The following is a 26924-nucleotide window of genomic DNA, read 5'->3' on the forward strand; positions in this document are numbered from 1 at the left end:
GATAGACCGCTTGCAACTCATTGATATGTCGGTAAAGGATGTCGTCGTGATAGGGGCGGGGGCGGCAGGTATGATGTGTGCAATCGAAGCGGGCAAGCGCGGGCGCTCGGTATTGCTGCTGGATCACGCGAGCAAGCTCGCCGAAAAAATTCGCGTATCCGGCGGCGGGCGGTGCAATTTTACAAACCGCTACACCAGGCCGGAAAATTTCATTTCACACAACCCACATTTCTGCCGGTCGGCACTGGCGCGTTTCACCCCCCAAGACTTTATCTCGCTCGTCGAAAAGCATGGCATCCGTTATCACGAAAAGAAGCTGGGGCAATTATTTTGCGATGGCAGTTCCCAGCAAATCATAGACCTGCTGCGGCATGAGTGCGATGCTGCGGGTGTTGAATGGCAGATGCCGTGCCGCGTCAGTAATGTAGAACGAATCAGCGCCAGCGATGCCCGATTCATGCTGGAGACCGGGCGTGGCCTAGTGAGCACGCGCGCACTGGTGATTGCAACGGGCGGCCTTTCCATCCCACAAATCGGCGCAACGTCTTTCGGCTATCGCGTGGCGGAACAATTCGATATCAACGTGACACGGCTGCGGCCAGCATTGGTTCCGCTGATCTTTGCCCCGGAACAACTGACCAGTTTTTCGCAACTTCCAGGAATTGCAATGGAGGCGACGGTGAGTTGTGATGGAGCAAAGTTTCGCGAAAATTTATTGATCACACATCGGGGCTTGAGCGGACCGGCAATATTGCAGATCTCTTCCTACTGGAAGCCAGGTTTTCCCATTTATATTGATTTGCTACCGGATATCGACGCTGCGGGATGGCTGCTCGATCACCGAAATAGTCCTGCACTGTTGCCAAACCTGCTGACACAATATCTGCCGAAGCGTTTCGCACAGGCATGGACCGAAGCAATCTCGGGCGGGCAGCCAGCCAAGCCAGTAAATCAATACGATGAAAAGAGTTTGAGGAACATTGCGGCACAATTACATGGCTGGCAAATCACCCCGTGCGGCACTGCGGGTTATAGAAAGGCGGAAGTGACACTGGGGGGGATCGATACGCGCGAATTGTCATCTAAAACCATGGAAGCGAAGAAAGTCCCTGGTCTTTATTTTATTGGCGAAGTGTTGGATGTCACGGGGCATCTGGGTGGATTTAATTTCCAGTGGGCCTGGGCATCCGGTCACGCGGCCGGGCGGGCTGCGTAAGCCGAGTGAATTCTACGGGAACTTATCGGATCCCGATCCCCGGGTCCTTTATTATCAAACGTTAAATTTATAATGCCATTTACTATGTGCGTGAGCAGGTTTGCGGTAAAACTTGAACTGTGCTGCTAAAAAGAATTCTGTTAGCCGAAATGGTGAACAGATGCCCAGAGAGTCGTTTGACTCTCATGTTGCCGAAACGATTCAGCAAACGGCCAAACTGCGCGGTTTTCTTCTCAATCTCCGCGACTGAGATCTCCGAGAAGCGGTGATCATGATATGAAAGCCTGTTGGGGGCCGGGGCGACGCATATTCAAGTTCGTGACGGAAGCGTTCAGCTTGGCGAGTGCCCATCCCCGGGCATATGCTAAGGCCGGGGTTGCGGGCGGCTGCTTTCTACCATAATAGCCACTTTCCTCCAGATACAACTACTTATTATCGGATTGACGCAAGGTACAAGGTAAATCATCCTTACGTACACGACATCAGTGCTAGAAAACATCGCGAAGTAGGCACGGCAATGCCAATTACGAATCGTCATATTTAGAGCCCACATTGATGCATATCCTGATTATTGAAGACGAAAAAAAGACTTCCGCCTTTCTCAGAAAAGGGTTGGCCGAGTCAGGATATATTGTCGATGCTACGGAAAATGGCGACGAGGGTCTGCTACTCGCTCTTCATATCAATTACGATTTGATCATCCTGGACGTCATGCTTCCAAGTCGGGATGGTTGGTCCATTCTCGCAACGCTGCGTCAGGCGGGCAAACAGATGCCTGTGCTGTTCCTTACGGCTCGAGATGACGTGCAAGATAGAGTAAAGGGACTGGAACTCGGAGCCGACGACTATCTGATTAAGCCATTCGCATTTTCCGAATTGCTGGCCAGGGTCCGCTTGCTGTTGCGGCGCGCGCCAGCACGGCATAGTGAAACCCTGAAAATTGCCGATATGGAAATTGAATTCGCACGCCAGAAAGCGACTCGCAGCGGCCGGCGTCTTGATCTCACTTCGAAAGAGTTTGCGCTTCTGTCATTGCTGATGCGACGCGCCGGGGAAGTTTTATCTCGAACGTTAATTGCCGAACAGGTCTGGGATATTAACTTCGACAGCGATACAAATGTTATCGATGTGGCGATACGCCGGTTGCGCAGTAAAGTCGATGACCCATTTGAAAAGAAACTGATCAATACAGTGCGTGGCGTGGGGTACGTGTTTGAAACGAGATAGTGCCGAGGTTACAGCTGCGTCCAGTTCTCCGCGCTGGTCGATTACTAAACAGCTCGCGTGGCTGTATACGTTATCGGCCGCCATCATGCTCATCTTCACTTCGGGATTTCTGTACTGGGTCCTCATCACTACCCTAGAACAGGAAGACGAGCAAATTCTCAATAGCCGGCTTCAAGTTCTCGACCTTATTTTGCGGGCCGGCAACATTGAAGCTCTTGAGCGTGAAATAGCCGAGGAAAACGTAGGATTCCCAGGCTCCCAGTATCTTACCTACAGCCGTGTATTGGACGAATCCGGTCATACGCTTTATGAAGCTCCCGGTATGAACCGAGAGATCCCGCCCGCTGTATTTCCCGATTCGGGCGCGTCAACAGGCAAAACAAAAGAATGGCGCTCTGCCACTAATAGGAGTTATCTCCTTGTCGCCAGACAGACCGGGGGTGGCGATACCCGCACGCTAAAGCGGCAAATTCAGGTGGCATTGGATGAAACAAGCGAGGAAATGCTGATCAGCCGATATGAGCAGTATTTAATTGGCGTGCTATTGGCCGTTATTCTGGGAGCTGCGGCCATAGGGATTATCACGGCGCGGCGCGGCATGAAACCGTTGGAGGATCTCACCTGGGCCGCCGAGCGCATAACCGCCAGCCAACTGCACGAGCGCATTGATGTCGCACACTGGCCCAGGGAACTGGTTTCACTGGCGCGGGCATTCGATGGGATGCTTGTTCGGTTGGAAGATTCCTTTAATCGTCTTTCCCAGTTTTCGGCTGATCTGGCGCATGAGTTGCGTACACCCATCAATAATTTACGCGGAGAAGCAGAAGTGGCGCTATCCAGACCGCGCGAGGCAAAAGAATACCGCGAAATACTCGCGTCGAGCCTGGAAGAATATGGCCGGTTATCGCGCATGATAGACAGCTTGTTATTTCTAGCCAAAGCCGACAGTGTGCAGGCCACGGTTACTTGTTTACCACTCGATGCGCGCGCCGAAATCGAGAAGGTGATCGCCTTTTATGAAGCGCTGGCCGCAGAGCAGGATGTCCGGGTAATTTGTGAAGGAAACGGGACAATAATGGCCGATCCAATTCTGTTCAGAAGGGTTATCAGCAATCTGCTTTCAAACGCCCTGCATTACACTCCCGCCGGCGGCAAGATCTCTTTTTCTGTCCATTGCATTGATGGGGGCATGGAGGTCATCTGCTGCGACAGCGGAACGGGGATCGTGCAAGAACACTTGCCAAAAATATTTGACCGTTTTTATCGGGTTAGCCCATCCCGCAGCTCTACGGCAGAAGGTGCGGGGCTGGGATTGGCTATAGTAAAATCGATTGTCGGCCTCCACCGTGGCAAGATTGCGGTGCAAAGCGCCGTGGGTAAAGGTACCTCCGTCCGGATTTTCTTCCCGGCGCAACCTATACCGTCATAGCTTTGGCCCCAGCGTACGAGCAGGCTCTTCCGTCCGCTCGCACAGCATTCATACCTGTATATCGGTCCGCGCCCTTCCCTGAACATTACAGATTTGTAATGACTTCGACATCTATGCGTCAGGATTTCCTCCCTATAATTTCCGCGGTAAAATTTCGAAATATCGCGTCGAAAAACGTGCATAGGCTTCTGAAATCGATACAGTAATAAAAGGAGCCGATCTGACGCTAATTGTCCATCCAGGTATTGCTGGGGGCCGTCTTAGTAGCCGCCTGCATAGTCGCTGACTGCGAATGCCCTACTAAAGCCATAGTTGCTGCGCGAATTATCATCCAAAACCATGGAAAGCAAAAAAGTGCCCAGCCTTTATTTTACTGGCAAAGTGGTAGATATAACGGGACATCTGGGCGGATTTAATTTCCAGTCGGCCTGGGCATCCGGTAACGCGGCGGGGCAGTTTATATAGCCGAATGTGATCGATGATGAAACATCGGATGCGTCCGCTCCCTGATCCTTTATCAGCTAACGTCAGATTTCCCGCCCACCTTGAGCTTCATTCTGCAACTTCCTATTTAAGTGTATGAGTGCTGGGTATTGTCTGTCATATTCTGCTAATTCATAATCATTGATAAGGCGCTTCCTGTACACGATACCCGCATGCGAGTGTGCACCCGATCGCTCCTCCTTTTGCGCTTCAGTCGACCTAAAATTGATAGCTTGCGAAAATGCTGTGAAAGTTTTTATCCGTTTATGTCGGCCTTACCGGAAATGAAGAACGCCTTGATAAACATAATTCGTGTCATATCCGCCGCCTTTCTGTTAGGCCTGCTTCTTAATGCTCCGGTTTCAGCAGAAGCGGAAAGGCAGCCAAAAATCGAAAAAACCTCAGCCGTGAATCTGGTCGAGCAAAATAATGAGCATCACGACAGGGAGATTGAGGTCAGCGTACAGAACAATGGTGAGCGCATTGTCATTTACGTAACCTTTCTTGCTCCTGTTGTGGCGCAACAGGCGTGGTCAGTATTGACGGACTTCGATAACTTCTCGAACTTTCTTTCCGGTGTCCAGTCCAGCAAAGTCATTAACGGAACAGGTGATACGTTGAAAGTCTCCCAAAGGGGGATCATAAAATATGGTTTCTTTACCTATACAATTGACTCGTTAGGAGAAGTTACCCTGTCTCCCATCAAAAGGATTCACGAACGCATGATCACCGGCAACATGCGTAAAATGGAGGAGACTACGCTCGTATTGCCGGAGGGCAACCAAACACGTATCAACTATTATGCAGATATTGTTCCCGGGCATTGGATGCTTAGATTCGTAGGGCAACCTTTCATCGAGAATGATGCACGAGAGCGATTTCAGCAAATGAAAAATGAGATGATCAGAAGAGGGAAAATGCTCGCTGGTCCCGCTAAGATTAGTTAACCATGCGGCAAACGATATATCTTGACAGGTCGTTGCGTGACCTTCCGGCCCAATTCAGGATGACTTTAGGTGTTCGACCTGCGATGATGAGTTTGAGTACAAAAGTGAACTATGACGATGATAAACAATAGCATCTTGGACAAGACACTTGAAGGGGATCAGATGGATTTATCCATTGAGTTGCCCCCCAGGGCGGAAGATTACCTTAAGATCCCTATAGGAAGGGTGAGAATTGTGCAATCCGTGCCGGATTCACTCGATCGCTCCTGGGAAGAGAGCTACGCCGGTAACTATCTTAAACATTCCTATTATCGGTTGCTCCAGGACACCCTTGGGGAACAGTTTGATCACTATTTTCTGATTTTGGAAAAAAGTGATGGGAGGCCGCATGTGCAGCCTCTCTTCCTGGTGAGGCAGAGTATTTTGAAAGGTCTTCCGGCTTCGCTAAGACAGGGATTGGAAAAGTGGATGCAGCGCTGGTTTCCATCCGTGTGCGAGGTCCGGACGCTGATGGTCGGGTGCTCAGCGGGGGAAGGGGCGCTGGGTGGAAGAGAATGCGATCAAGACGAGGTTTCGAGGATCTTGCACGAAACCCTTCCCGAGGTAGCTCGACGGTTGAACGCATCTTTGATCGTGCTCAAGGATTTTCCCTCGAGTTATCGTACGGTATTAAAGTATTTTCCTTCGAACGGCTATGCGCGAATTCCGAGCTTTCCGTCTTGCAGGATCGACTTGGCTTATCGGGATTTTGACGATTACATGGAGCGGGCCTTGAGCTACAAGACCCGGAAAAATCTCCGCCGGAAATTCCGGGATGCCGATCGTTTGGACAAATATTCAATGGAGGTTCTGTCGGATCTTACGCCCGTACTGGACGAAATTTATCCTTTGTATCACCAGGTAATAAGCCGCTCGCAGTTTCAATTCGAAGTGCTGACAAGGGAATATTTTTCCGGACTTGGAGCGGCATTGGAAGGGAGTGGCCGTTTCTTTGTCTGGCGAGATTCCCGTGGGAAAATCGTCGCGTTTAATATTTGCGTGTTATATGGAAAAATCCTTCGCGATTGTTACATAGGCCTGGACTATGAAATTGCCTTGAGTGCGCATCTCTATTTTGTGTCGCTTCGCGATATTTTTTCCTGGGCCATGGAAAATAACGTCGAGCAATATTACACCAGTGCTCTGAACTATTCCCCCAAGTTGCACCTGAAACTCGAACTCGCGCCCCTCGATCTTTATATTCGGCATGTCTCCCCGGTGATCAATTTCTTTTTCCGGCATCTGATCCCCTTTTTGGAACCGACGCGATATGATCCAGTTTTATCCAAGTTCCCTAATTTTCCGGATTTACGATGAACCCAACTTCATCCTCTGGGGGTGCGAAGGGCAGCCGCCTGCCTTATTGGGGAGTGCTCTGCTGTGCCCTTTTTGTTACAGCGTCGGAAGTTTGCTTGAAGAAGGGGGCGGACAGTACACAGAATTTATCGAACGCGCTGAGCTGGCTAGAAACTCAAGCGCTTGTTTCGGGTTGGATTTGGACGGGAATCCTGTTTTATATCGTTAGCTTTGTCTTCTGGTTGAGAGTACTTCAGATTCTTCCCCTCAATATTGCTTTTAATCTGGTTAATATCGAACATATTTTTGTCCCCCTGGCCAGTTACCTTTTCCTGGGAGAAGTGATTAGTCCGATGCGCGCTGCCGGGATTGGCATCGTCCTCTTGGGGGTCTGGGTGATTGCGGAATCTTATTGCCGGGTCGAAGAGCGAGCATGACTGAAGGGTTTCTGGTTCTTGTTGTCCTGTCCCAAGCCTTCATGGTGGGGGGACAGATTTTTCTCAAGCATGCGTTGAATAAGACTGAGGTAGGGTCAGAAACCGCCGCGTGGACGAGGGCTGCGCCGTTTGTGTATGGTATTGGTCTGATGACGCTCTGGTTCTTCCTATGGCTTTGGTTACTATCGAAAGTCGAGTTGAGTTATCTCTACCCGTTCGACGCGCTGAGTCCACTTTTCATGGCATTCGGGGCCAGCGTGGCACTTAAGGAAAGGATGACGCCCCGTCTGTGGTGCGGGGTCTTACTGATTGTCAGCGGACTCTTAATCGTTGGTGCCAGCCAATAATGGCCACAGCTTAAGAATTGCCTTGTGATTGTTTTTAATGGCTTCGGAAATAGAAGAGGCGGGCAGCTGGGGGTGATCGAACGTGGACGCGATGCGCTGCGTCAAACGGGAATACGCAGGGGCCGAATAAGCGCCGCACATGTCTCCTCCGATCAGAGTGGTATTCTGTCGGACTTGCATAATGGCCCAAGCAAGGTCATCCACCGTGAAGAGGCCGTGCTCCCAGTTGCTGCGGAATTCCTCGGCGTTAAGACAATCCAGATCTATGGTGATATATACGGAGCGCCTTTGCCAGCGAGAGAGGTGCTGTAAAAATGTGTCGCGCCAGTTCTCACGAGAGATGGACCCTTCGCGGCAGAGGGAGAGCTTTGGATAGCGCTCTCGCCATGAGAAAATCTGGAGCCGTCCAGACTGGAGCGAGTTCCGGGGGGCAAAGAGGTTATGAGGCCAGTTGAGCTCAAAATTGCCGCATCCCCAGACTTGGGCTGCCTCAACCCAGGGGGACTCCAGCGCGCGATTAACCCATCCGCCGCAACCCCAGCGGGGAGGACGGATATCCCAGTCGGGATGATTATCAAATGAGAGCAACGAAACGGGCTCCCGAATTCGCCGCATCCAGATAGCGCTCAGGTGATGAAAATCACCTGAGCCATAAAGAGTAAAAGGGCATAGATGGGGTGTAATCTCCGCTTGGAAGCGCTCAATTTCATCGACGGTCGTAGAAAAACGGAGCCGCGGTCCCCAGTTTCGCAGATTTATCGAAGGAAGCTGAAGCGTGGCAGCAGTGGCGGTGAGTTCTCCATCAAGGTCAAGGTGAATTTGATCGGAGCGTCCGTTTGCCATGGATAAAGAATCTCGGAGAAGCTAAGCTATAATGGAGCTTGGTTGGGGTCGCGACCGGATCCTCCAGGATAGGTTACCTGTATCGCTCATATCCAACAGTAGGAATTAAAGTACGTACCGGGCCAAATCCTCGCTCTGGGATAAACTGTTGAGCCGCGCATTCACGTATTCTGCATCAATCGCGACGTTGGTTCCATGGTGTTTTTCGGCATCGAAGGAAACCTCCTCCAGAAGCTTTTCCATTGCGGTATAAAGGCGCCTCGCCCCAATATTCTCGGTTTTTTCATTGACCGCAAAAGCAATCTCCGCCAGACGTCTCACTGCCCCAGGCGTAAATTCCAACTTGATTCCTTCAGTTTCCAGAAGGGCCTCGTATTGCCGTGTCAGGCAAGCATCCGTATTCGTAAGGATTTGCACAAAATCGTCTGCACTGAGGCTTGTCAGTTCGACGCGAATGGGGAAGCGCCCCTGCAATTCGGGAATCAGATCGGACGGCTTAGCCAGATGAAAGGCACCGCTGGCAATAAACAGAATGTGATCGGTTTTGATCATGCCATATTTGGTAGAGACGGTAGTACCTTCCACCAAGGGCAACAAATCCCGTTGAACGCCTTGGCGGGAAACGTCCGCACCGGAAGTTTCGGAACGGCTGGTAATTTTGTCGATTTCGTCCAGGAACACGATGCCGTTCTGTTCTACGTTCTGCACCGAACGAAGCTTCAGCTCCTCGTCGTTGATGAGCTTGGACGCCTCTTCATCGGTAATAAACTTAATTGCTTCGCGAATTTTCAGTTTGCGCGTTTTTTTTCTTTCGCCCCCCAGATTCTGAAACATGCCCTGAATTTGGGTAGTGAGCTCCTCCATTCCGGGTGGAGCAAATATTTCCATATGGGTATGCGCGGAAGCCACCTCGATTTCAATCTCTTTATCGTTGAGCTCGCCTTCGCGCAATTTCTTGCGGAATTTCTGACGCGTGGCGCTTTCCCCTTCCTCGGTTTCCGCTGCTGAGCCCATCTCTCTTGCGGCCGGAAGCAACACATCGAGAATGCGCTCTTCGGCATTATCTTGCGCCCGAGACCGCATTTTTTGCGTTTCCTGCTCGCGGGCCTGTTTGATAGCGGACTCTACCAGATCGCGTATGATGGAATCCACATCGCGTCCGACATATCCCACTTCGGTGAATTTGGTTGCTTCCACCTTTATAAAGGGTGCATCGGCAAGCTTAGCCAAACGGCGAGCGATTTCCGTTTTACCCACTCCGGTTGGCCCAATCATCAGAATATTCTTCGGTGTGATTTCCTGGCGCAACGGATCCATGACCTGCTGTCTGCGCCAACGATTCCTGAGTGCAATGGCCACGGAACGCTTGGCGGCATCCTGGCCAATGATGTGTTTGTCCAATTCCTGAACGATTTCCCGCGGAGTCAGTTGAGACATGATTACGGATCAGTGATTAATACAACAGATAAAAAACCGGGAGCGAGAAACCATCGATATGAGTGTTTTTGAGGTTACTCCAGAACCTCGATTACATGGTTCTGATTGGTATAAATGCACAGATCGCCCGCGATGGCCAGTGATTTCTTGACGATTTCCGGCGGCGTCAGACTTGTATTCTCCAGAAGCGCGCGCGCGGCCGAGTGAGCATAAGACCCGCCGCTGCCAATCGCCGCAAGTCCAAGCTCGGGCTCGATCACATCCCCCGCCCCCGTGATGATAAGGGTAACCCCGGGATCGGCCACGACCAGCATCGCTTCCAGCCGACGCAAGATGCGGTCGGTTCGCCAGTCCTTCGCCAGCTCCACTGCTGAACGCATGAGGTGCCCCTGATGTTTTTCAAGCTTGCCTTCAAAACGCTCAAACAGCGTAAAAGCATCGGCTGTACCCCCCGCAAATCCAGCGAGTATTTTGTCATGGTAGAGTCTGCGAACCTTCCGCGCACTTGCCTTGGCGACTACCGCACCCAGAGTCACCTGGCCATCGCCTCCAAGCGCGACCTGGGCGCCACGCCGTGCCGAGAGTATGGTGGTACCGTGAAATACTGGCATTGAACGAGAACGAGATGATAGAGAGCAACGATTATACCGCTGATTTAACAAATGCAATCGTCGGAATGCTTATACCGGGGCTCCGCCGTTCTTTTTCGCTCTTGGATGAGCCGCGTCGTAGACTTTGGCTAAATGTTGGAAATCAAGATGGGTATAGACCTGCGTGGTGCTGATGCTGCTATGTCCCAGCATCTCCTGAACTGCCCGCAAATCGCCGCTGGATTGCAGCACGTGCGAGGCGAATGAATGCCGCAGTACATGCGGATGGACAGTGGTGCTGATACCTTGACGCGATGCCTGAATTTTCAGCCGCTGGCCAATTGAACGATGGCTGATATTCTTGCCGTACCGGGATAGAAACAATGCGGATTCGCCGTGTCTGACCAGGATCTCGCGCTGTTTTATCCATTCTTTCAACACGTCCGCAGCCCTGCTGCCGACGGGTACGATGCGTGTTTTGCCGCCTTTACCTGTAACACGTGCGGTGCCTTCGGAAAAATTCAAATCCTCGGGTTTCAAGCTGGCGAGCTCCGCCAGCCGCAATCCGGAAGAATAGCACAGCTCGAACATGGCTTTATCGCGTAAAGCCATCAAATCATTGTCGACCGGAAACTCCAGCAGCTTCGCTGCCTCATCAGGTGAAAGCGTACGCGGCAACGCTTTCGTCGCCTTTGGCGGACGTACTCCCGCACAGGGATTGGACGCATGGCCGTGATCCCGGGTCAGGTATTTATAAAAGCCACGCCAGGCTGACAAGGTTCTGGCCAGACTTCTGCCTGAAAATCCCTTTCCATGAAGCTGCGCGATAAAGCGCCGAATGTGATGGACTTGAAGTTGCTCGAGGGATGTTGTTTCCGCAAGTTTCAGCAAAACAGCAATATCCTTCGCGTAACTTTGACACGTAAGAGGAGACAGCCGCCGTTCTCCGGCGAGATGGTCAACATACGAAGAGGCGAGCCCGGCCTGATTGTTACTGGATATCATGCAGATCACTGGCGGGTTGAGCATTGTTGGACGATGCATCAGCCAGCGTGAATCGCCCCAATGCGGCACTTATAAGTTGACCCAGCTGCGCCAGATAAATTGTTCCCATCTCAGGATAAAATCGTTGTGGATCCTCGCTTCCCATTACCATGAGGCCAAACACAGTCGACCTGGCCCGCAGACCCACCATCGCAAATGAGCGTAGCCGGACCGCATCGTCGCCGAACCAACTTTTGATCTCGTCCAGGACATGAAGTCCACAATAAGGATGCAGCAGGCTTTCGGCCAGAATGCGAATATCCTTGCTCGTTTGAGAAAATTCTGACAGTACGGTATCGTCGCTGGTTATGTTCCATAGCCGTAGCGCCATGTGAGGTATTGAGAAGTCCTCGCGCAGATTGAAATGCAATCCATCCAGCGAATCATTTAGATTTGTGAAGGTGAGCAGCGCAACCGCCAGGCGATGTATTTTTTCGGTAAGCGCACCGTTCTCTTCACCAAATCTGATCAATTCACTCAGCTTTTCCTGCAATATACGGTTTTTGTCCCGAAGCGCAACGATCTGGCGCTCGCTGATGGGAATGGCTCTTCCGCCGTGAGGATGAGGCACCTGAATATCCGCCAGCATATCTGCATATTCCTCGAAAAATTGAGGGTGTTTACGCAGGTATTGGGCTATTTCATCCGAACTAAATTTCATGCCTTTCCATCTGACCTTTTAGCTCGATTTCTCCATCGAACACGGTAACTGCGGGTCCAGTCATCCAGACCGGTTGATTTTCACCCTCCCAGCGCACAAATAAATCTCCGCGTCGAAAGCTCACTTTGACCCCGTGCTCCAACAGTCCACGCTGGATTCCTGATACCACCGCGGCACAAGCACCGGTTCCACAGGACAGTGTTTCGCCCGCCCCGCGCTCGTATACCCGTAGTTTGATATGGCGGCGATCCAGTACCTGCATATATCCGGCGTTCACCCTGTGGGGAAAGCGTGGATGACTTTCAATCAGCGGGCCCTCGGTTAATACCGAAGCATGATTCACGTCCTCCACCACTTGCACCGCGTGAGGATTACCCATAGAGACCACGCTGATTTTGACCTGTTTATTGCTGATATCGAGCGAATAAGTCAACGCACGTTTTTCAGCCATAAAAGGAATTCTCGATGGCTCAAATTTTGGTATACCCATGTTGACACTGATCTGGCCGTCCGAGCCAAGTCTCGGAATGATCAGCCCGCCACGTGTCTCGACGCGTATTTCCGTTTTCGCGGTCAATCCTCGATCATACACATAGCGAACGAAGCAGCGCGCGCCATTGCCGCATTGTTCCACTTCGCCGCCGTCAGCGTTGAAGATGCGATACCGGAAGTCAGCCTCCCCCTGCGCCGTTTCGATCAACAGGACCTGATCGCAACCAATTCCATAACGGCGATCAGCGAGCTGGCGCAACTGTTCCGAACTCAGCGATACGGCTTGATTGATGCCATCAATGACAACAAAATCATTGCCGAGACCGTGCATTTTGGTGAACTTGAGCTTCATTCGCAGACTTCCCTGATTCAGCCTGATGGCCAGCATTAGCTTTGAATCGGATTTAGCATTTATTATTGTTTATCTTCTTAATGTAAAAATTATTTGGTATTCTACAGTTCTTTCAAGATCAATAATCGCGGAGGCACCATGAGCGACTACCTTTTTACTTCCGAATCCGTATCGGAGGGCCATCCCGACAAGGTGGCGGATCAGATTTCCGATTCAATCCTGGATGCCATCCTGGCGCAGGATCCCAACTCGCGAGTCGCCTGTGAAACACTTTGCAGTACCGGCTTGATCGTAATGTCTGGTGAAATCACTACAGAGGCCAACGTTGACTATATGCAGGTTGCACGTGCAGCCGTCAAGCGTATCGGTTACGACAGCTCGGATATCGGTTTTGATTATCGCACATGCGCTGTGCTAACCGCTTTCAATAAACAGTCCCCCGATATCGCCCAGGGAGTCAACCGCTCCAAGGAAGAGGAAATGGATCAGGGCGCCGGCGATCAGGGGCTCATGTTTGGCTTTGCCTGCGATGAAACGCCGCAATTGATGCCGATGCCCATCTATTACGCGCATCGTCTGATGGAGCGCCAGGCGGAACTTAGAAAAGATGGGCGTCTGCCGTGGCTGCGTCCTGATGCAAAGTCGCAAGTGTCCGTGCGCTATCTGAATGGCAAGCCGCAGCGTATCGAAACCGTTGTGATATCAACTCAGCATCATCCGGACATTTCTCATGCACAACTGAGCGAAGCCGTAATTGAAGAAGTCATTAAACCGGTGCTTCCAAAGAAAATGTTGAGTGGAGAAACGCGCTATCTTGTTAATCCTACGGGACGCTTCGTGGTGGGGGGACCCATGGGGGATTGCGGGTTGACCGGGCGCAAGATCATCGTGGATAGCTATGGAGGAACGGCTCACCATGGAGGAGGCGCTTTCTCAGGCAAGGATCCCTCCAAGGTCGATCGTTCGGCGGCTTATGCAGGACGTTATGTAGCCAAGAACATTGTTGCCGCCGGCCTCGCCAGCAAATGCGAGGTACAGGTAGCCTATGCGATAGGTGTGGCGCATCCGGTGTCACTGATGGTCGATACTTTCGGAACCGGAAAGATTTCCGACGACAAGATCGTCAGGTTGATTGAGCGTCACTTCGATCTCCGTCCACGCGCTATTATTCATGCGCTCAACCTGCTTCGACCAATTTATCACAAAACCGCCGCCTATGGCCATTTTGGCCGGGATGAGCCGGAATTCACCTGGGAAGCCACCGACAAGGCTGCGCGGCTGCGCGCCGATGCAGGGCTGAAAGTCGCGGTAGAAGCATAAGCGATAACAAGTTCTCAGGTTGTTTTCAAGTTAGCCTCAATCCCTTCCCGGCTGAGGAGCGCTGCAACGGGCCTAGTCCCGCGAGGCTCGGCGGAGGAAGGATCGCAACAACGGCGCTCGTTCATTCTTCAGGAGATATTTTATGAACGCTGTGCTCAGTTCTGCATCCGCATCTGCTTCGATCCCAGCTACCCCGACCTCTACGGGTAGTGAATTTTCCGATTACAAAGTGGCCGATATGTCCCTGGCGCAATGGGGACGCAAGGAAATAGCCATTGCCGAAACCGAGATGCCCGGTTTAATGGCGCTACGTGAAGAATATGCTAGCGCAAAGCCTCTGGCGGGCGCACGTATTGCCGGTTCCCTGCATATGACTATTCAGACAGCGGTACTTATCGAAACGCTGATCAAGTTAGGCGCTCAGGTTCGCTGGGCTTCCTGCAATATCTTTTCAACTCAGGATCATGCTGCGGCCGCCATCGCGGCGGAGGGCATTCCCGTGTTTGCCTATAAGGGCGAGTCGCTGGATGACTATTGGGAATATACGCATCGTATTTTAGAATGGCCCGGTGACAAGACTGCAGGCTCAAATGGCCCCAACATGATTCTGGATGATGGTGGCGACGCAACGCTGCTGGTTATTTTGGGCAGCAAGGCGGAACAAGACCCATCGGTAATAGCTCATCCGACTAATGAAGAAGAGCAGTCCTTGTTTGCCGCGATCCAGAAAAAATTGAGCACCGCTCCCGGTTGGTATTCCAGCAAACTCGCCAATATTCGCGGCGTGACGGAGGAAACCACTACCGGTGTCCATCGTTTATATGAAATGCAGAAAAAAGGCGAGCTGCCGTTTCCGGCATTCAACGTCAACGATTCGGTCACCAAGTCAAAATTCGATAACCTCTATGGTTGCCGCGAGTCGCTGGTGGACGGAATCAAACGGGCTACCGATGTGATGATAGCGGGCAAAATCGCCCTGGTGTGCGGCTACGGGGATGTGGGCAAAGGTTGCGCCCAGTCCCTGCGTGGTCTGGGCGCAACGGTCTGGATTACGGAGATAGACCCGATTTGCGCGCTGCAAGCGGCAATGGAGGGCTACCGTGTAGTAACCATGGACGAGGTCTGCGATCAGGCCGACATTTTCGTCACGGCGACCGGGAATCTGCGCGTCATTACCCACGATCACATGCTGAGGATGAAAGATCAGGCTATCGTTTGCAACATCGGCCATTTTGATTCGGAGATAGATATTGCTTCCGTTCAAAAATATCAGTGGGATAACATTAAGCCACAGGTGGATCACGTCATTTTCCCAACAGGCCGCCGCATCATCGTGCTGGCAAAAGGACGGCTAGTGAATCTGGGTTGTGCCACCGGTCATCCTTCATTTGTAATGTCCAGCTCGTTTACCAATCAGGTACTGGCGCAAATGGAGCTGTGGCAAAACGGCACGAGCTATTCAAAGAATGTCTATGTGCTGCCCAAGCACCTGGATGAAAAAGTGGCACGGCTGCATCTGGGCAAGCTCGGTGTCAAGCTCACCGAATTGAGCGAGGAGCAGGCGAACTACCTGAATCTGGACAAAAACGGACCGTACAAGCCGGCAATGTACCGGTACTGATTTTCGGATCAAGGATCCGGGGAAAGATACAAGCTGGCAAGCTCTTCATCTTTCCCCAACCGCGCTTAGCAGAAGATGGAATCCCAAAAAAGGTTTGCGCCTACCTTTAGTTTCGAATTTTTTCCACCGCAAACAGCGGAAGGGATGGAGAAGTTGCGCGCGACGCGCAGACAACTGGCTCAGCTCAACCCGAAATTCTTTTCAGTAACCTTTGGCGCAGGTGGATCGACTCGCGACCGCACACTTGAGGCTGCGCTGGAGATCCAGGCAGAGGGCCATAAGGCTGCACCCCATCTTTCCTGCATTGGCTCGACCAGCGAAAACATCCGTACGATGTTGGAAAAATACCGCGATGGCGGTATTCGCCATATCGTTGCCCTGAGAGGCGACTTACCTTCGGGCATGGCGCAGGGGGGCGAGTTCCGCTATGCCAATGAACTTGTAGCGTTCATCCGCAAGGAGTTTGATGATACCTTTCATATAGAGGTTGCGTCGTATCCCGAATATCATCCACAGGCAAATTCTGCACATGAGGATTTGCTGAACTTCAAACGCAAGGTGGATGCCGGTGCGGACTCGGTCATCACGCAGTATTTTTTCAATGCAGATGCCTACTTCAACTTTATTGATGCATGTGAAGCGATGGGTATCGAAGTCCCTATCGTGCCCGGCATCATGCCTATCAATAAATTTTCACAATTGGCGCGCTTTTCGGACGCATGTGGCGCTGAAATTCCCCGCTGGATTAGGAAAAGATTGGAAGGTTACGGGGATGACAGCGCATCAATCCGCGCTTTTGGATTGGATATTGTGACCGATTTATGCGATCGGCTTCTGAGCGCCGGCGCGCCGGGTCTGCATTTTTACACGCTGAACTCGGCAGGATTAACGACTACGATCTGGCAGAGGCTGGGGTTGTAATTCATTCCATTCCAGATCAAGCCCTCAGTTTGTCGCCTTCTTCGCACACTCCTCGCCGTGTTCTATATGCACTGTCTTCGTCGTTCGCTCATTGGCTTCGCGGATCATCTTGATCTGGAAATGGAATGGTGAAGCGAAGGTTTAAAAGTATGGGGCCTGATGCGCCTCGCGCATCAGGCCCGACCATTCAGACTTCTTTTCGGCAGTTATGCTGCCTTGGCCACACTCTTGCTTTCCACGGGCAATGGATTAGCCGCATAGGCGTGATGTGCTGCGGATTCCGCCGCGCCGGGCTCGATCTTCATTCCCATATCGGACAATACGGTCTCCAGAGCGCCCAAACATAGCATGACATTTTCGATTCTGCTCGAATAACCCATCAAACCGAAGCGCCAGATTTTGCCCGCCAGATCGCCCAGCCCCGCGCCGATTTCGAGGTCATAGTCGGCAAGCAGCCTGCGGCGTACCTCTTTTTCGTCGACGCCTTCCGGCACATGTACAGAGTTGAGCTGCGGCAGGCGCGATTTCTCTTCTACCAGATACTCGATGCCTAGGGTTTGCAGGCCTGCTTTTAGCGCCGTGTGGTTACGCTGGTGTCGGGCCCATGAATGCTCCAACCCCTCCTCATACAGCATTACCAGAGCTTCGTGCAATGCATAGAGCGCATTCGTTGGCGCCGTGTGATGGTAGGTACGGGTGGTTCCCCAATACCCGAGCAGCAGGTTCAAGTCCATGAACCAGCTTTGCACCTTTCCTTTACGGTTCTTGACCAGTTCCACCACGCGTTCGGAAAAGCTGACAGGCGACAAACCGGGCGGGCACGACAGGCATTTTTGGCTGCCCGAGTATATCGCATCGATCTTCCACTCATCTACCTTGACGGGAGAGCCTCCCAACGAGGTGACGGTATCCACGATGGTAAGGCAATTATGACGCTGAGCGATTTCGCAAAGCGTTTTTGCATCTGATAGCGCCCCGGTCGATGTCTCCGCATGAACAAAGGCAACAATCCTCGCATCGGGATTCTGTTTCAATGCATCTTCAACTTTTTGTGGATCGACCGGCGCGCCCCACTTATCATCCACCACCACAGCCGTACCACCGCAACGTTGCACGTTTTCAATCATACGCCCGCCGAATACGCCATTGCGGCACACAATTACCTTATCACCGGGGTTGACCATATTGACGAAACACATTTCCATCCCGACCGAGCCAGGGCCCGAAACCGGAAAAGTCAACAGATTGGATGTTTGGAAAATGTAGCGCAGCAGACTCTTCAATTCCTCCATCATATCGGTGAATACCGGATCAAGATGACCCAGGGTCGGACGGGCCATGGCGGACAGCACGCGCGGATGGGTATCGGATGGACCCGGCCCCATCAGTGTTCGTTGCGGCGGGTAAAACGTGCTGATCTTTTTGGCAGGATAAAAATTTTTAGTGGTCATGGATGATCCTGAGTAAAGTGACGGGTTACTTAATAGAAGAAGATAGGTCCGATTTTATCAAGCAAGCAGGGTTTTGGCTATCAGCGCTACAGGAACACAAGGGCCCCCTGACACAAGAAAAAGAGGAAACACGGCGACCCGGTGAGAATAAAGCACCGTTATCGCACGAGCAGCATGGGCTTGACGGAAAGGCTTTGGGCAATTTTTTCTGCCGCCTGTCTGGCTACCGCCCGATCGGGGTACGGACCGGCATGAACTTTGAACATGCCGTCTTTTGCCACGATGCCTAGATTATTGATCAATGAGGGAACCTCAGCGCGTATGCGAGCAAGAAAATTATCGGCATTATCGTAGGCGCTGAACGCGCCCAGTTGCAGGTAAATCCCCCCTGTATCCGCATTGATGAGAGCACCGGAGTTACTTTGAACGGATGCGCCACCGTCCCCCGGCGCGTATGCAACCTGGAAGAGGTCTGGCTTGACCTCCTCATTTTGCCCCCCTGCACCGAGCGGAGCCGAGCGCTTTTCCTTGTCCTGAACGGCGACTTGCATAAGGATGGGCGCGGGCGCCGCGGCAACACGCATATCCGGAGCCATGCCAGGAAGAATATTTTCCACCTCCACCCAGGCGCTGCCGCCATTGAGCACGTCGAGCTTGTAAGCTGCGGTGTAGGAAAGATCGATCAGGCGATCCGAGAGAAAAGGCCCACGATCGTTCACGCGCACCACGATGGACTTGCCATTCGCGATATTCGTGACGCGAACATAGCTGGGCAGCGGCAGGGTAGTATGCGCCGCAGTCATGCCGTACATGTCATAAATTTCCCCGGACGCTGTTTTCTGCCCATGATAACGGCGGCCGTACCAGGAGGCTATTCCACGCTCCCTGTAGGATTCATGGCTGGTCTTGGGTGTATAGGATTTTCCCAGCGCGACGTAGGGACGCATGTTGGCCGGGCGTAGAGGCTCATCGCGAGGTACTGCGTCTGGGACGGAATCCAAGTCTATAGGAGGATTATCGCCTGGGCCATCGTCCAGATAATAACCGCCGCCCTTCCGGGTCACGCTACCGGATCCTGCCGATGCCGCAGTAGAGCCCTTCCCCGGCATATTCCATTTTGGAGTACTGCCGCATCCTGCAATAAACACCACAACAGACATGGCGATAACCCGGAGACCGGCCGGAGTGATCAAAAATGAAAGATTCGGCATGCTATGAGACGGCAATTTATTGCTTACGTTTTCACGAGCTTGGGATGCGTCTGTATACTCATCAAAATACCAAATCCCAACAGCATTGTCACCATTGACGTGCCGCCATAGCTTATCAGCGGCAGCGGTACGCCAACTACGGGCAGAATGCCGATTACCATGCCCATGTTGACAAAAATGTAGGTAAAAAATGTCAAAGTGATCGACCCGGCGATAAGACGCGTAAACTGCGTGGAAGCATTCGCGGCGATAACCATGCCACGGGCTATAACGGCCAAGTAAAGCAGCAACAATAAAGAATTGCCGATCAATCCGAATTCTTCCGAAAATACTGCGAAGATGAAATCGGTGCTTTTCTCGGGAAGGAAATCGAGGTGTGTCTGAGTCCCATGCTGCCAGCCCTTGCCGAGAACGCCTCCGGAGCCGATAGCGATGGTCGATTGGATGGTGTGATAGCCCGCCCCCAATGCGTCCTGTGTGGGATCAAGCAGCGTCATGACACGCCTGCGCTGGTAATCGTGCATCATTGACCACAGCAACGGAAGACTTCCTGCTCCAGCGACGAACAGTGTGGCAATGATGCGCCATGACAAGCCGGTTAGAAACAGAACATAAAAACCGCTGGCGGCAATCAACAAGGCGGTACCCAGATCCGGCTGCCGCAAGATCATTATAACCGGCAGCAAGAGCAATAGCGCGGCGACAATGTAGTCGCGCAGCCGCAGAGTAGCTTCGTGTTTGTCAAAGTACCAGGCCAACATCAGCGGCACGGCGATTTTCATCAGTTCGGAAGGCTGGATGCGAGTGATTCCAATGTTCAGCCAGCGCCGCGCGCCATTGTTGATTTCACCGAACAGCATCACGCCTAGCAGCAAAAGAAGCCCGGTTGCATAGATCGGCAACGCAATGCGCATAATGTGCTGTAGCGGAATATTGGCGACAAGCCACATGATGCCAAGCGCCACCAGCATATTGGTGGCCTGATTGGTCACGCGGGCGAGGTTCGCGTCCGTAGCACTATATAGCGTAACCAGGCCAGTCAGCATCAGCAGCAAAATCCCCGACAGAAGCAACCCGTCTACATATCGTGTAAGGTAATGCCACAAGCGCAGGAGCTTAATCATGCGTATGCAGTTCCGCTGGCGTTTCTTCTTCCTCGTCTCCGCTCTGGTCGACGGCCTTTGCGGCCGATTCTTCAGGCAGTTTGCCAAGGAGGAAATAATCCATCACCAGCCTGGCGATGGGTGCCGCGGTAGAACCGCCATGGCCGCCATTTTCCACCAGTACTGATAGCGCAATTTTGGGGGTTTCCGCCGGGGCATACGCAACGAACAAGGCATGATCACGATGGCGCTCCTGAATCTTGTTCTCGACGTACTTTTCGCCTTGCTTCATGCCAACCACTTGTGAAGTACCCGTCTTGCCGGCAAAGGTATAGGCGGCGCCGGCGCCCGCCACGGCAGCAGTACCCCCGGCCCGGGTTACATCGATGAGGGCGTTCCGCACTGTGGCAAGATTGGCGGCATTGAGATTGAGCGTATACAGCGGCTGCGTGACGATCTCACGCAGCACCTCATTGTTGTTGTCCAGAACCTTCTTAACCAGATGTGGGCGGTAGGCAGTCCCGTTTCCGGCCAATATCGCTGTAGCAAAAGCCAGTTGCAGCGGTGTAGCCAGATTGTAGCCCTGGCCTATTCCGACCGAAATGGTGTCGCCCGCGTACCATTTCTGCTTATGCCGTTTCATTTTCCATTCCTGCGACGGCAGCAGGCCGGCCACTTCACCTTCAATATCGATTCCAGTTTTCTTTCCCAGTCCGAACTGGCTGGTAAAACTGAAAATATTGTCAATACCGAGGTCGTTGGCGAGCCCGTAATAGTAAGTATCGCACGACACCACCAGTGACTTGTGCAGGTCCACAATGCCGTGTCCCCCGGCCTTCCAGTCTCGAAAGCGATGGGTGCTGCCGGGAAGGCTGAAGTATCCGGAATCGTTGATGGCTTGCTGGGGCCAGCGCTTTTTCAATTCCAGTCCGGCCAGTGCCATGAAAGGCTTGAACGTAGAGCCCGGCGGATACATGCCGCGCAGTGCGCGGTTGTTCAGTGGCCTGTCGATCGAATTATTCAGCAGATCCCAATTCTCGGAGTCAATGCCATCAACAAAAAGATTGGGGTCGAAGCCCGGTTTGCTGACAAAGGCCAATATGTCGCCGGAGGAAGGCTCAATCGCCACCAGCGCACCTCGGCGGTCCCCAAATGCCTTTTCCGCAACCTCTTGCAGTTTGGCATCCAGCGACAGCATCAGATTGTTGCCGGAAACCGGTGGAGTGCGAGATATCACCCTTATTACCCGACCTGCAGCATCGGTTTCCATTTCCTCGAAGCCGGTGATACCATGCAGCTCCGTCTCGTAACTTTGTTCAATACCGATTTTGCCCATGGATTGCGAGCCTCGGTAATTCGAGAGATCTCCGTTGACCTCCAGCTGCTCCAGGTCCTTGTCATTGATGCGTCCGATATAACCGACCACGTGAGAGGCACTTTCGCCTTTTGGATACTGACGGAACAAGCGTGCCTTGATTTCGACTCCGGGGAAACGATATCGGTTAGCAGCGAAGCGCGCTACCTCGACATCGGATAAGCGGGTTCGGATAGGCAAGCTTTCAAATCGCTTGCTTTCTTCCATAAGCTTCTTGAAACGCTTGCGGTCCCGGGGCGCTATGTCGATGACAGTGGACAGCTCATTGATGAGGGTTTCAAGGTTGTCAACCTTGCTCGGCACAATTTCGAGGGTATAGGCGGAATAGTTGTGCGCCAGCACCTCTCCGTTGCGGTCGAAAATCAGGCCCCGATTCGGCACAATAGGTGCAATGGATATACGGTTTGCTTCCGCGAGCGTGTGATAGTGCTCGCGCTGTATTACCTGAAGGTAATAAAAGCGCGAAAATAATAAAAGAAGCAGCACCAACACGAACCCGGCGCTAATGACGAGCCGCAGCCGGAAGTTATGCAGTTCACGCAGGTGATTACGAAGCTCTACTGTGCGGTTCATCCTGCATCGGAATCAGACCGGGGCTTCTGCGGTATTCCGAGCAGTGAAGAGACCAGCGGCCACAACAGCATGCCGATCACACTGATCAGAAAAAAGTCCCATCCGGGAAAATCGGATCCAGCCAATAGACCTGCCAGAAGTATGACAAATTGCCCTGTAAGCAATATCAGCCCTATCTGTGGAGCCTGCTTCAGCAGCCCAAAAATACTCAAACGCCGCTGAAATATCAGCGCGATGAAAGCCATTATGCTGTATGCAAGGGCATGCTGGCCGAGCGCGCTGGCGTCGCCAATATCCATTAAAAGTCCCATTCCGAAAGCCATGCTTATGCCGGCACGCTGCGGTTGGTTGATGCACCAATAAAGCGCTACTAACGCAACGAAGTCCGGCCATAACGATAATGCCACGCCTTTCAGCGGCAATAGATTCAGCAAAAGCGCGAAAAACAAGCTGAAGGCGATGAAGGAGCCTTTGGCAGGCAACAGGATTTCCTGTCTGGGATAATTAACGAACGCCAACTTTTTCTCGCTTCTTTTTCTCGGGCTTGATTTCCAGGACTTCCGCAGGAATTTCGACAACAGGTGTCAGCAAAGATAATATCAATAGCTGCCGGTTGTTTCCCACTCCGGCAGCAGGTGTGCAGGTCACGCGGGCAAAGACATAAGTGGAATTGCGCTCGATTCGGGAAACCACCGCGACAGGCAGCCCAGGCGGATAGACACCATCTATCCCCGAAGTCGCCAGCAAATCGCCCTCCTGAATGTCCGTATTCACCGCTACATAGCGTAATTCCAGCGCCCCATCCTTTCCGGTACCCGATACCACCGAGCGCAGGCCGTTGCGCACAACATGAACCGGCACCGAGTGATCCTTGTCCGTAATAAGCGTTACTTCGGACATCCATGGATAGATACGGGTTATTTGTCCTACTACGCCAGCATCATCCACCACCACTTGGCCCGGCTGAACCCCGCCTTGACTGCCCTTATCCAGCATGACCTTGCGATTAAATGGATCGCGGGGGACATGCAGGATTTCAGCCATTACCGCTTGACCGTCCATTCGCTGCGCCGTTTGCAGAAGATTACGCAACTGCGCATTTTCAGCTTGCAATGCGTGCAATCGTTGAAGCTGTCCGCTGTCGATGAGGTGCTGCTGCTTGAGATGCTCATTCTCTTCTACAAGACCATGGCTAAGGAAAAATTCACTTGCCCGGCCGTATACGGTTGAGGGTACGTTGGCGAGTTTTTGTATCGGGTAAATCGCTGTAGAGAAAGCCTGGCGAATTTCGGCGAGATATTTAAATCGGGTATCGATTGCCATCAGCACCAACGACAGCACTACAAAAAAAATCAGGCGTGTCAGCAGGCTGGGGCCTTGCCTGAAAAACCTCGGGGCCATTTCCATTACCCGCGCGGTTTCCCGATTCCCAATTCAGGGAGCGCTCGATCAGCACTCGATCGAAATGGTCGAGGAATCCATTTAGTCACTGGCGAATATGCCAACCAATTGGTCCATATTCTCCAGCGCGATGCCTGATCCACGTACAACGCAGGTGAGCGGGTCTTCCGCGATTATTACCGACAGTCCGGTTTCTTCCATCAGCAAACGGTCAATGTCGCGGAGCAATGCACCGCCACCGGTCAACACCATGCCTTTTTCAGCAATATCTGCGCCCAGTTCCGGCAGTGTGTGTTCCAGCGCGGATTTGACCGCGCTGACAATACTGTTCAACGGATCGGTCAGTGCTTCGAGAATCTCGTTGCTGGAGATGGTGAAACTGCGCGGGATGCCTTCCGCCAGATTTCGACCTTTCACCTCCATCTCACGCACTTCCGATCCGGGAAAAGCAGATCCAATTTCCTTCTTGATCAGTTCGGCGGTAACCTCGCCAATCAGCATGCCATAGTTGCGGCGAATATAATTGATGATGGCTTCGTCGAACTTGTCCCCGCCTACGCGAACCGAGTTTGAATAAACTATACCGCCCAATGAAATGACGCCCACCTCGGTGGTGCCGCCGCCGATATCGACCACCATCGAGCCAGTGGCCTCTTCGACCGGCAAATTGGCGCCGATGGCTGCAGCCATCGGTTCCTCGATCAATTCCACTTTGCGTGCACCGGCGCCATAAGCCGCTTCGCGAATTGCACGGCGCTCCACCTGAGTGGAGCCATAAGGAACACAAATGACAATGCGGGGATTAGCGGAAAACAGCCGGGGTGGGTTCACCTTCTTGATGAAATGCTTCAGCATCTGTTCGGTAACGGTAAAGTCGGCGATGACACCATCCTTCATTGGCCGGATCGCGGTGATATTACCGGGGGTACGCCCCAGCATTTGCTTTGCCGCCAGCCCTACCTGCTGAATGACTTTCTTGCCGTTAGGTCCCCCATCTTGACGAATCGCCACCACCGAGGGTTCATTCAACACGATGCCCTGGCCCCGAACGTAGATCAAGGTATTGGCCGTTCCCAGATCTATCGCCATATCGGTCGAAAAATATCCCCTCAATACGTTGTTGTTTATAAAGTTAAGCATGGTTTACGGAATCCGTCGCAGGTGCCGATGACAAGGCCGATGGTAAAAGCGGGTGAAAAGAATGCGTCATTCAGGCGGGCTATGATACTCTATTAGCTATTTGAATATAAGGGTTATAAGGGTATTGGCCGAGAATGTCACTGTCTCTGGATGATGTAACACGTATTGCAAACCTTGCCCGCATTGAACTGAGCGAGGATGAGGTACATACGGCGCTGGCGCAGTTGTCGAATATCTTTGGCCTGATTCAGCAGATGCAGGCGGTTGACACGTCAGCAATAAATCCAATGTCTCACGCTCAGGATGTGGCGCAGCGCCTGCGCGACGATGCCGTGACGGAGACCGATCAGCACGCGCTATTTCAGGCTATAGCGCCCCAGGTAGAGGCGGGACTTTACCTGGTACCAAAAGTCATTGAATAAACCTCGGGCGCAGTCTCGGCGTTTGTCACACCGGCCCTCTGCATTTTCCACGTTTTTTTTGCTAATCCATGTTGAACTTCAGCCTCAAGCAACTATCGACGCTGCTCACGACGAAAAGAATTTCCAGCACCGAGTTGACCGGTGAGTTTCTTAAGCGTTCACGCGCGCTGAACGCCGACTATAACGCTTTCATTACGATCGATGAAGAGACAAGCCTCGCCCAGGCGCGTGCGGCCGATGCGATGATAGCATCCGGGCAGGCTGGCCCGTTAACCGGCATTCCTGTCGCCCAGAAGGATATTTTTTGTACCAAAGGATGGCTCACCACCTGCGGATCGAAGATGCTGTCAAACTTTGTTTCACCTTACGATGCCCATGTGGTGGAGCGTTTTAATGCCATTGGCGCAGTGAATATTGGAAAGACCAATATGGACGAATTCGCCATGGGGTCCAGTAACGAAACCTCTTTTTACGGGCCGGTGAAGAATCCTTGGGATATTACGGCTGTGCCAGGCGGAAGTTCCGGTGGCTCAGCTTGCGCGGTTGCCGCACGCATGGCACCCGCCGCAACAGGTACGGATACCGGCGGCTCCATCCGCCAGCCAGCGGCGCTATGCGGTATTTCCGGTCTCAAACCCACTTATGGGCTCGTATCGCGTTATGGCATGGTCGCGTTCGCTTCCAGCCTGGACCAAGGCGGGCCGATGGCAAAGTCAGCGGAAGACCTCGCACTGATGCTGAATGTCATGGCGGGGTTTGACGCCCGTGATTCAACCAGCCTGATGCGTGAGCCAGAGGATTACGCGCGCGACCTGGAAAGGCCCCTGGAGGGTCTGCGTATTGGCTTGCCACGGGAATATTTCGTTAAGGAAATTAACGATGACGTGGCGCGTGCGGTGGAAAACGCCATTGCGGAATATCACAAGCTTGGGGCAGAAACCGTTGAAGTATCTCTTCCCAATACGAAATTGTCAGTTCCTGTTTACTACGTGCTCGCACCCGCGGAAGCGTCCAGCAACCTCTCGCGTTTCGATGGGGTACGTTATGGTTATCGCGCTCCCGAATATGCCGACCTCAACGACATGTACTGCAAAAGCCGCGCCCAGGGTTTTGGCGCGGAGGTGAAGCGCCGCATTCTGATCGGCACGTACGTACTGTCGCATGGGTATTACGATGCATACTACGTTCAGGCTCAGAAATTGCGCCGCCTTGTGGCGCAGGACTTCGCTGAAGCATTCAAGCAATGCGACGTTATCATGGGGCCGACTTCTCCCACGGTAGCATTCGATCTGGGAGAGCGGATCAGCGACCCCGTGCAGATGTATTTGTCAGATGCCTATACCATTGCGGTCAATCTGGCCGGTTTGCCCGGCATGTCCATTCCCGCAGGTTTCGGCAATAAGGGCAGGCCGGTAGGATTGCACATCGTCGGCAATTATTTTGCGGAAGCGAAAATGCTGAACGTGGCGCATCAGTACCAGAAAACCACGGATTGGCATATGAGCATGCCTAATTCATGAATTCTACTGTTCCGCCGGCCGACCCA

At 52.5% G+C, this 26924-nt stretch carries 25 protein-coding genes, 1 pseudogene and 1 riboswitch; of the genes and pseudogenes, 13 read left to right on the plus strand and 13 right to left on the minus strand.

Annotation, left to right across the window (positions count from 1 at the left end; translation table 11 throughout):
- Positions 1-25: 25 nt before the first annotated feature.
- From BMX00_RS07465 to BMX00_RS07505, 8 genes and pseudogenes are all read left to right on the plus strand, one after another.
- Positions 26-1216, plus strand: coding sequence for a BaiN/RdsA family NAD(P)/FAD-dependent oxidoreductase (locus tag BMX00_RS07465; protein ID WP_090828388.1), 1191 nt, complete (start codon positions 26-28; stop codon positions 1214-1216).
- 555 nt (positions 1217-1771) lie between these two features.
- Positions 1772-2443, plus strand: coding sequence for a heavy metal response regulator transcription factor (locus tag BMX00_RS07475; protein WP_090828389.1), 672 nt, complete (start codon positions 1772-1774; stop codon positions 2441-2443).
- Complete coding sequence (locus tag BMX00_RS07480) at positions 2430-3872, plus strand: heavy metal sensor histidine kinase (protein ID WP_177171796.1); 1443 nt, start codon at positions 2430-2432, stop codon at positions 3870-3872. The genes BMX00_RS07475 and BMX00_RS07480 overlap by 14 nt, the downstream gene beginning before the upstream one ends.
- A gap of 321 nt (positions 3873-4193) precedes the next feature.
- Positions 4194-4337: pseudogene (locus BMX00_RS07485) on the plus strand (NAD(P)/FAD-dependent oxidoreductase); the annotation flags it as partial.
- Between the two features lie 314 nt (positions 4338-4651).
- A complete protein-coding gene (locus tag BMX00_RS07490) occupies positions 4652-5302 on the plus strand; it encodes an SRPBCC family protein (protein ID WP_177171797.1) in 651 nt (216 codons plus the stop codon).
- Positions 5303-5437: 135 nt separating this feature from the next.
- Complete coding sequence (locus tag BMX00_RS07495) at positions 5438-6658, plus strand: GNAT family N-acetyltransferase (protein ID WP_177171798.1); 1221 nt, start codon at positions 5438-5440, stop codon at positions 6656-6658.
- Positions 6659-6753: 95 nt separating this feature from the next.
- Entirely contained in the window at positions 6754-7074 is a 321-nt protein-coding gene (locus BMX00_RS07500; RefSeq protein ID WP_090828393.1) for an EamA family transporter, read from the plus strand.
- Positions 7071-7421, plus strand: coding sequence for an EamA family transporter (locus BMX00_RS07505; RefSeq protein WP_090828394.1), 351 nt, complete (start codon positions 7071-7073; stop codon positions 7419-7421). The genes BMX00_RS07500 and BMX00_RS07505 overlap by 4 nt, the downstream gene beginning before the upstream one ends.
- Here BMX00_RS07505 and BMX00_RS07510 read toward each other — a convergent pair.
- The 6 genes from BMX00_RS07510 to dapF form a co-directional block, all read right to left on the minus strand.
- Entirely contained in the window at positions 7398-8264 is an 867-nt protein-coding gene (locus BMX00_RS07510; RefSeq protein ID WP_090828395.1) for an arginase family protein, read from the minus strand. The two genes, BMX00_RS07505 and BMX00_RS07510, sit on opposite strands and share 24 nt — an antisense overlap.
- A 105-nt stretch (positions 8265-8369) precedes the next feature.
- The gene (gene hslU / locus BMX00_RS07515; protein ID WP_090828396.1) at positions 8370-9701 is read right to left on the minus strand and encodes an ATP-dependent protease ATPase subunit HslU; all 1332 of its coding nucleotides are present in this window, start codon (positions 9699-9701) and stop codon (positions 8370-8372) included.
- A gap of 74 nt (positions 9702-9775) precedes the next feature.
- Positions 9776-10312, minus strand: coding sequence for an ATP-dependent protease subunit HslV (gene hslV, locus BMX00_RS07520; protein ID WP_090828397.1), 537 nt, complete (start codon positions 10310-10312; stop codon positions 9776-9778).
- A 69-nt stretch (positions 10313-10381) separates the two neighbouring features.
- The gene (xerC, locus tag BMX00_RS07525; RefSeq protein ID WP_090828398.1) at positions 10382-11296 is read right to left on the minus strand and encodes a tyrosine recombinase XerC; all 915 of its coding nucleotides are present in this window, start codon (positions 11294-11296) and stop codon (positions 10382-10384) included.
- Positions 11283-11996: a DUF484 family protein gene (locus BMX00_RS07530; protein WP_090828399.1), complete on the minus strand. Its 714-nt coding sequence runs from the start codon at positions 11994-11996 to the stop codon at positions 11283-11285. Before BMX00_RS07530 ends, xerC begins: the two co-directional genes overlap by 14 nt.
- The gene (gene dapF, locus BMX00_RS07535) at positions 11986-12840 is read right to left on the minus strand and encodes a diaminopimelate epimerase (RefSeq protein ID WP_090828467.1); all 855 of its coding nucleotides are present in this window, start codon (positions 12838-12840) and stop codon (positions 11986-11988) included. Before dapF ends, BMX00_RS07530 begins: the two co-directional genes overlap by 11 nt.
- A 138-nt stretch (positions 12841-12978) precedes the next feature.
- Here dapF and metK point away from each other — a divergent pair, with 138 nt between their 5' ends.
- The 3 genes from metK (at position 12979) to metF (ending at position 16702) form a co-directional block, all read left to right on the plus strand.
- Positions 12979-14160: a methionine adenosyltransferase gene (gene metK / locus BMX00_RS07540; RefSeq protein WP_090828400.1), complete on the plus strand. Its 1182-nt coding sequence runs from the start codon at positions 12979-12981 to the stop codon at positions 14158-14160.
- Between the two features lie 47 nt (positions 14161-14207).
- A riboswitch (S-adenosyl-L-homocysteine riboswitch) is annotated at positions 14208-14286 on the plus strand.
- A 16-nt stretch (positions 14287-14302) separates the two neighbouring features.
- Positions 14303-15781 carry an adenosylhomocysteinase gene (gene ahcY / locus BMX00_RS07545; protein ID WP_281245898.1) on the plus strand — a complete coding sequence of 493 codons (1479 nt, stop codon included), beginning with the start codon at positions 14303-14305 and terminating at the stop codon, positions 15779-15781.
- Positions 15782-15856: 75 nt separating this feature from the next.
- Positions 15857-16702 (plus strand): methylenetetrahydrofolate reductase [NAD(P)H], encoded by an 846-nt coding sequence (gene metF / locus BMX00_RS07550; RefSeq protein WP_090828401.1) that lies wholly within the window; start codon positions 15857-15859, stop codon positions 16700-16702.
- A 206-nt stretch (positions 16703-16908) separates the two neighbouring features.
- Here the strand turns inward: metF and BMX00_RS07555 are convergent, their stop codons facing one another.
- The 7 genes from BMX00_RS07555 to BMX00_RS07585 form a co-directional block, all read right to left on the minus strand.
- Positions 16909-18153, minus strand: coding sequence for a pyridoxal-phosphate-dependent aminotransferase family protein (locus tag BMX00_RS07555; protein WP_090828402.1), 1245 nt, complete (start codon positions 18151-18153; stop codon positions 16909-16911).
- Positions 18154-18311: 158 nt separating this feature from the next.
- On the minus strand, positions 18312-19364 hold the full coding sequence (locus tag BMX00_RS07560) for a septal ring lytic transglycosylase RlpA family protein (protein WP_090828403.1): 1053 nt from the start codon (positions 19362-19364) through the stop codon (positions 18312-18314).
- 23 nt (positions 19365-19387) lie between these two features.
- The gene (gene rodA / locus BMX00_RS07565; RefSeq protein ID WP_090828404.1) at positions 19388-20488 is read right to left on the minus strand and encodes a rod shape-determining protein RodA; all 1101 of its coding nucleotides are present in this window, start codon (positions 20486-20488) and stop codon (positions 19388-19390) included.
- Positions 20481-22415, minus strand: a complete 1935-nt coding sequence (gene mrdA / locus BMX00_RS07570; RefSeq protein ID WP_090828405.1) for a penicillin-binding protein 2 — start codon at positions 22413-22415, stop codon at positions 20481-20483. Before mrdA ends, rodA begins: the two co-directional genes overlap by 8 nt.
- Positions 22412-22933 (minus strand): rod shape-determining protein MreD, encoded by a 522-nt coding sequence (mreD, locus tag BMX00_RS07575; protein WP_090828406.1) that lies wholly within the window; start codon positions 22931-22933, stop codon positions 22412-22414. Before mreD ends, mrdA begins: the two co-directional genes overlap by 4 nt.
- Positions 22920-23816 (minus strand): rod shape-determining protein MreC, encoded by an 897-nt coding sequence (gene mreC, locus BMX00_RS07580; RefSeq protein ID WP_342707147.1) that lies wholly within the window; start codon positions 23814-23816, stop codon positions 22920-22922. The genes mreD and mreC overlap by 14 nt, the downstream gene beginning before the upstream one ends.
- An 81-nt stretch (positions 23817-23897) precedes the next feature.
- Positions 23898-24956 carry a rod shape-determining protein gene (locus BMX00_RS07585; RefSeq protein WP_090828408.1) on the minus strand — a complete coding sequence of 353 codons (1059 nt, stop codon included), beginning with the start codon at positions 24954-24956 and terminating at the stop codon, positions 23898-23900.
- Positions 24957-25090: 134 nt separating this feature from the next.
- Between BMX00_RS07585 and gatC the strand changes: the two genes are divergently transcribed.
- Positions 25091-25378, plus strand: coding sequence for an Asp-tRNA(Asn)/Glu-tRNA(Gln) amidotransferase subunit GatC (gatC, locus tag BMX00_RS07590; RefSeq protein WP_090828409.1), 288 nt, complete (start codon positions 25091-25093; stop codon positions 25376-25378).
- Between the two features lie 68 nt (positions 25379-25446).
- Positions 25447-26898, plus strand: coding sequence for an Asp-tRNA(Asn)/Glu-tRNA(Gln) amidotransferase subunit GatA (gene gatA, locus BMX00_RS07595; protein WP_090828410.1), 1452 nt, complete (start codon positions 25447-25449; stop codon positions 26896-26898).
- Positions 26899-26924: the final 26 nt, after the last annotated feature.

It is taken from the genome of Nitrosovibrio tenuis, assembly GCF_900109785.1.
GTDB classification, from domain to species: domain Bacteria; phylum Pseudomonadota; class Gammaproteobacteria; order Burkholderiales; family Nitrosomonadaceae; genus Nitrosospira; species Nitrosospira tenuis_A.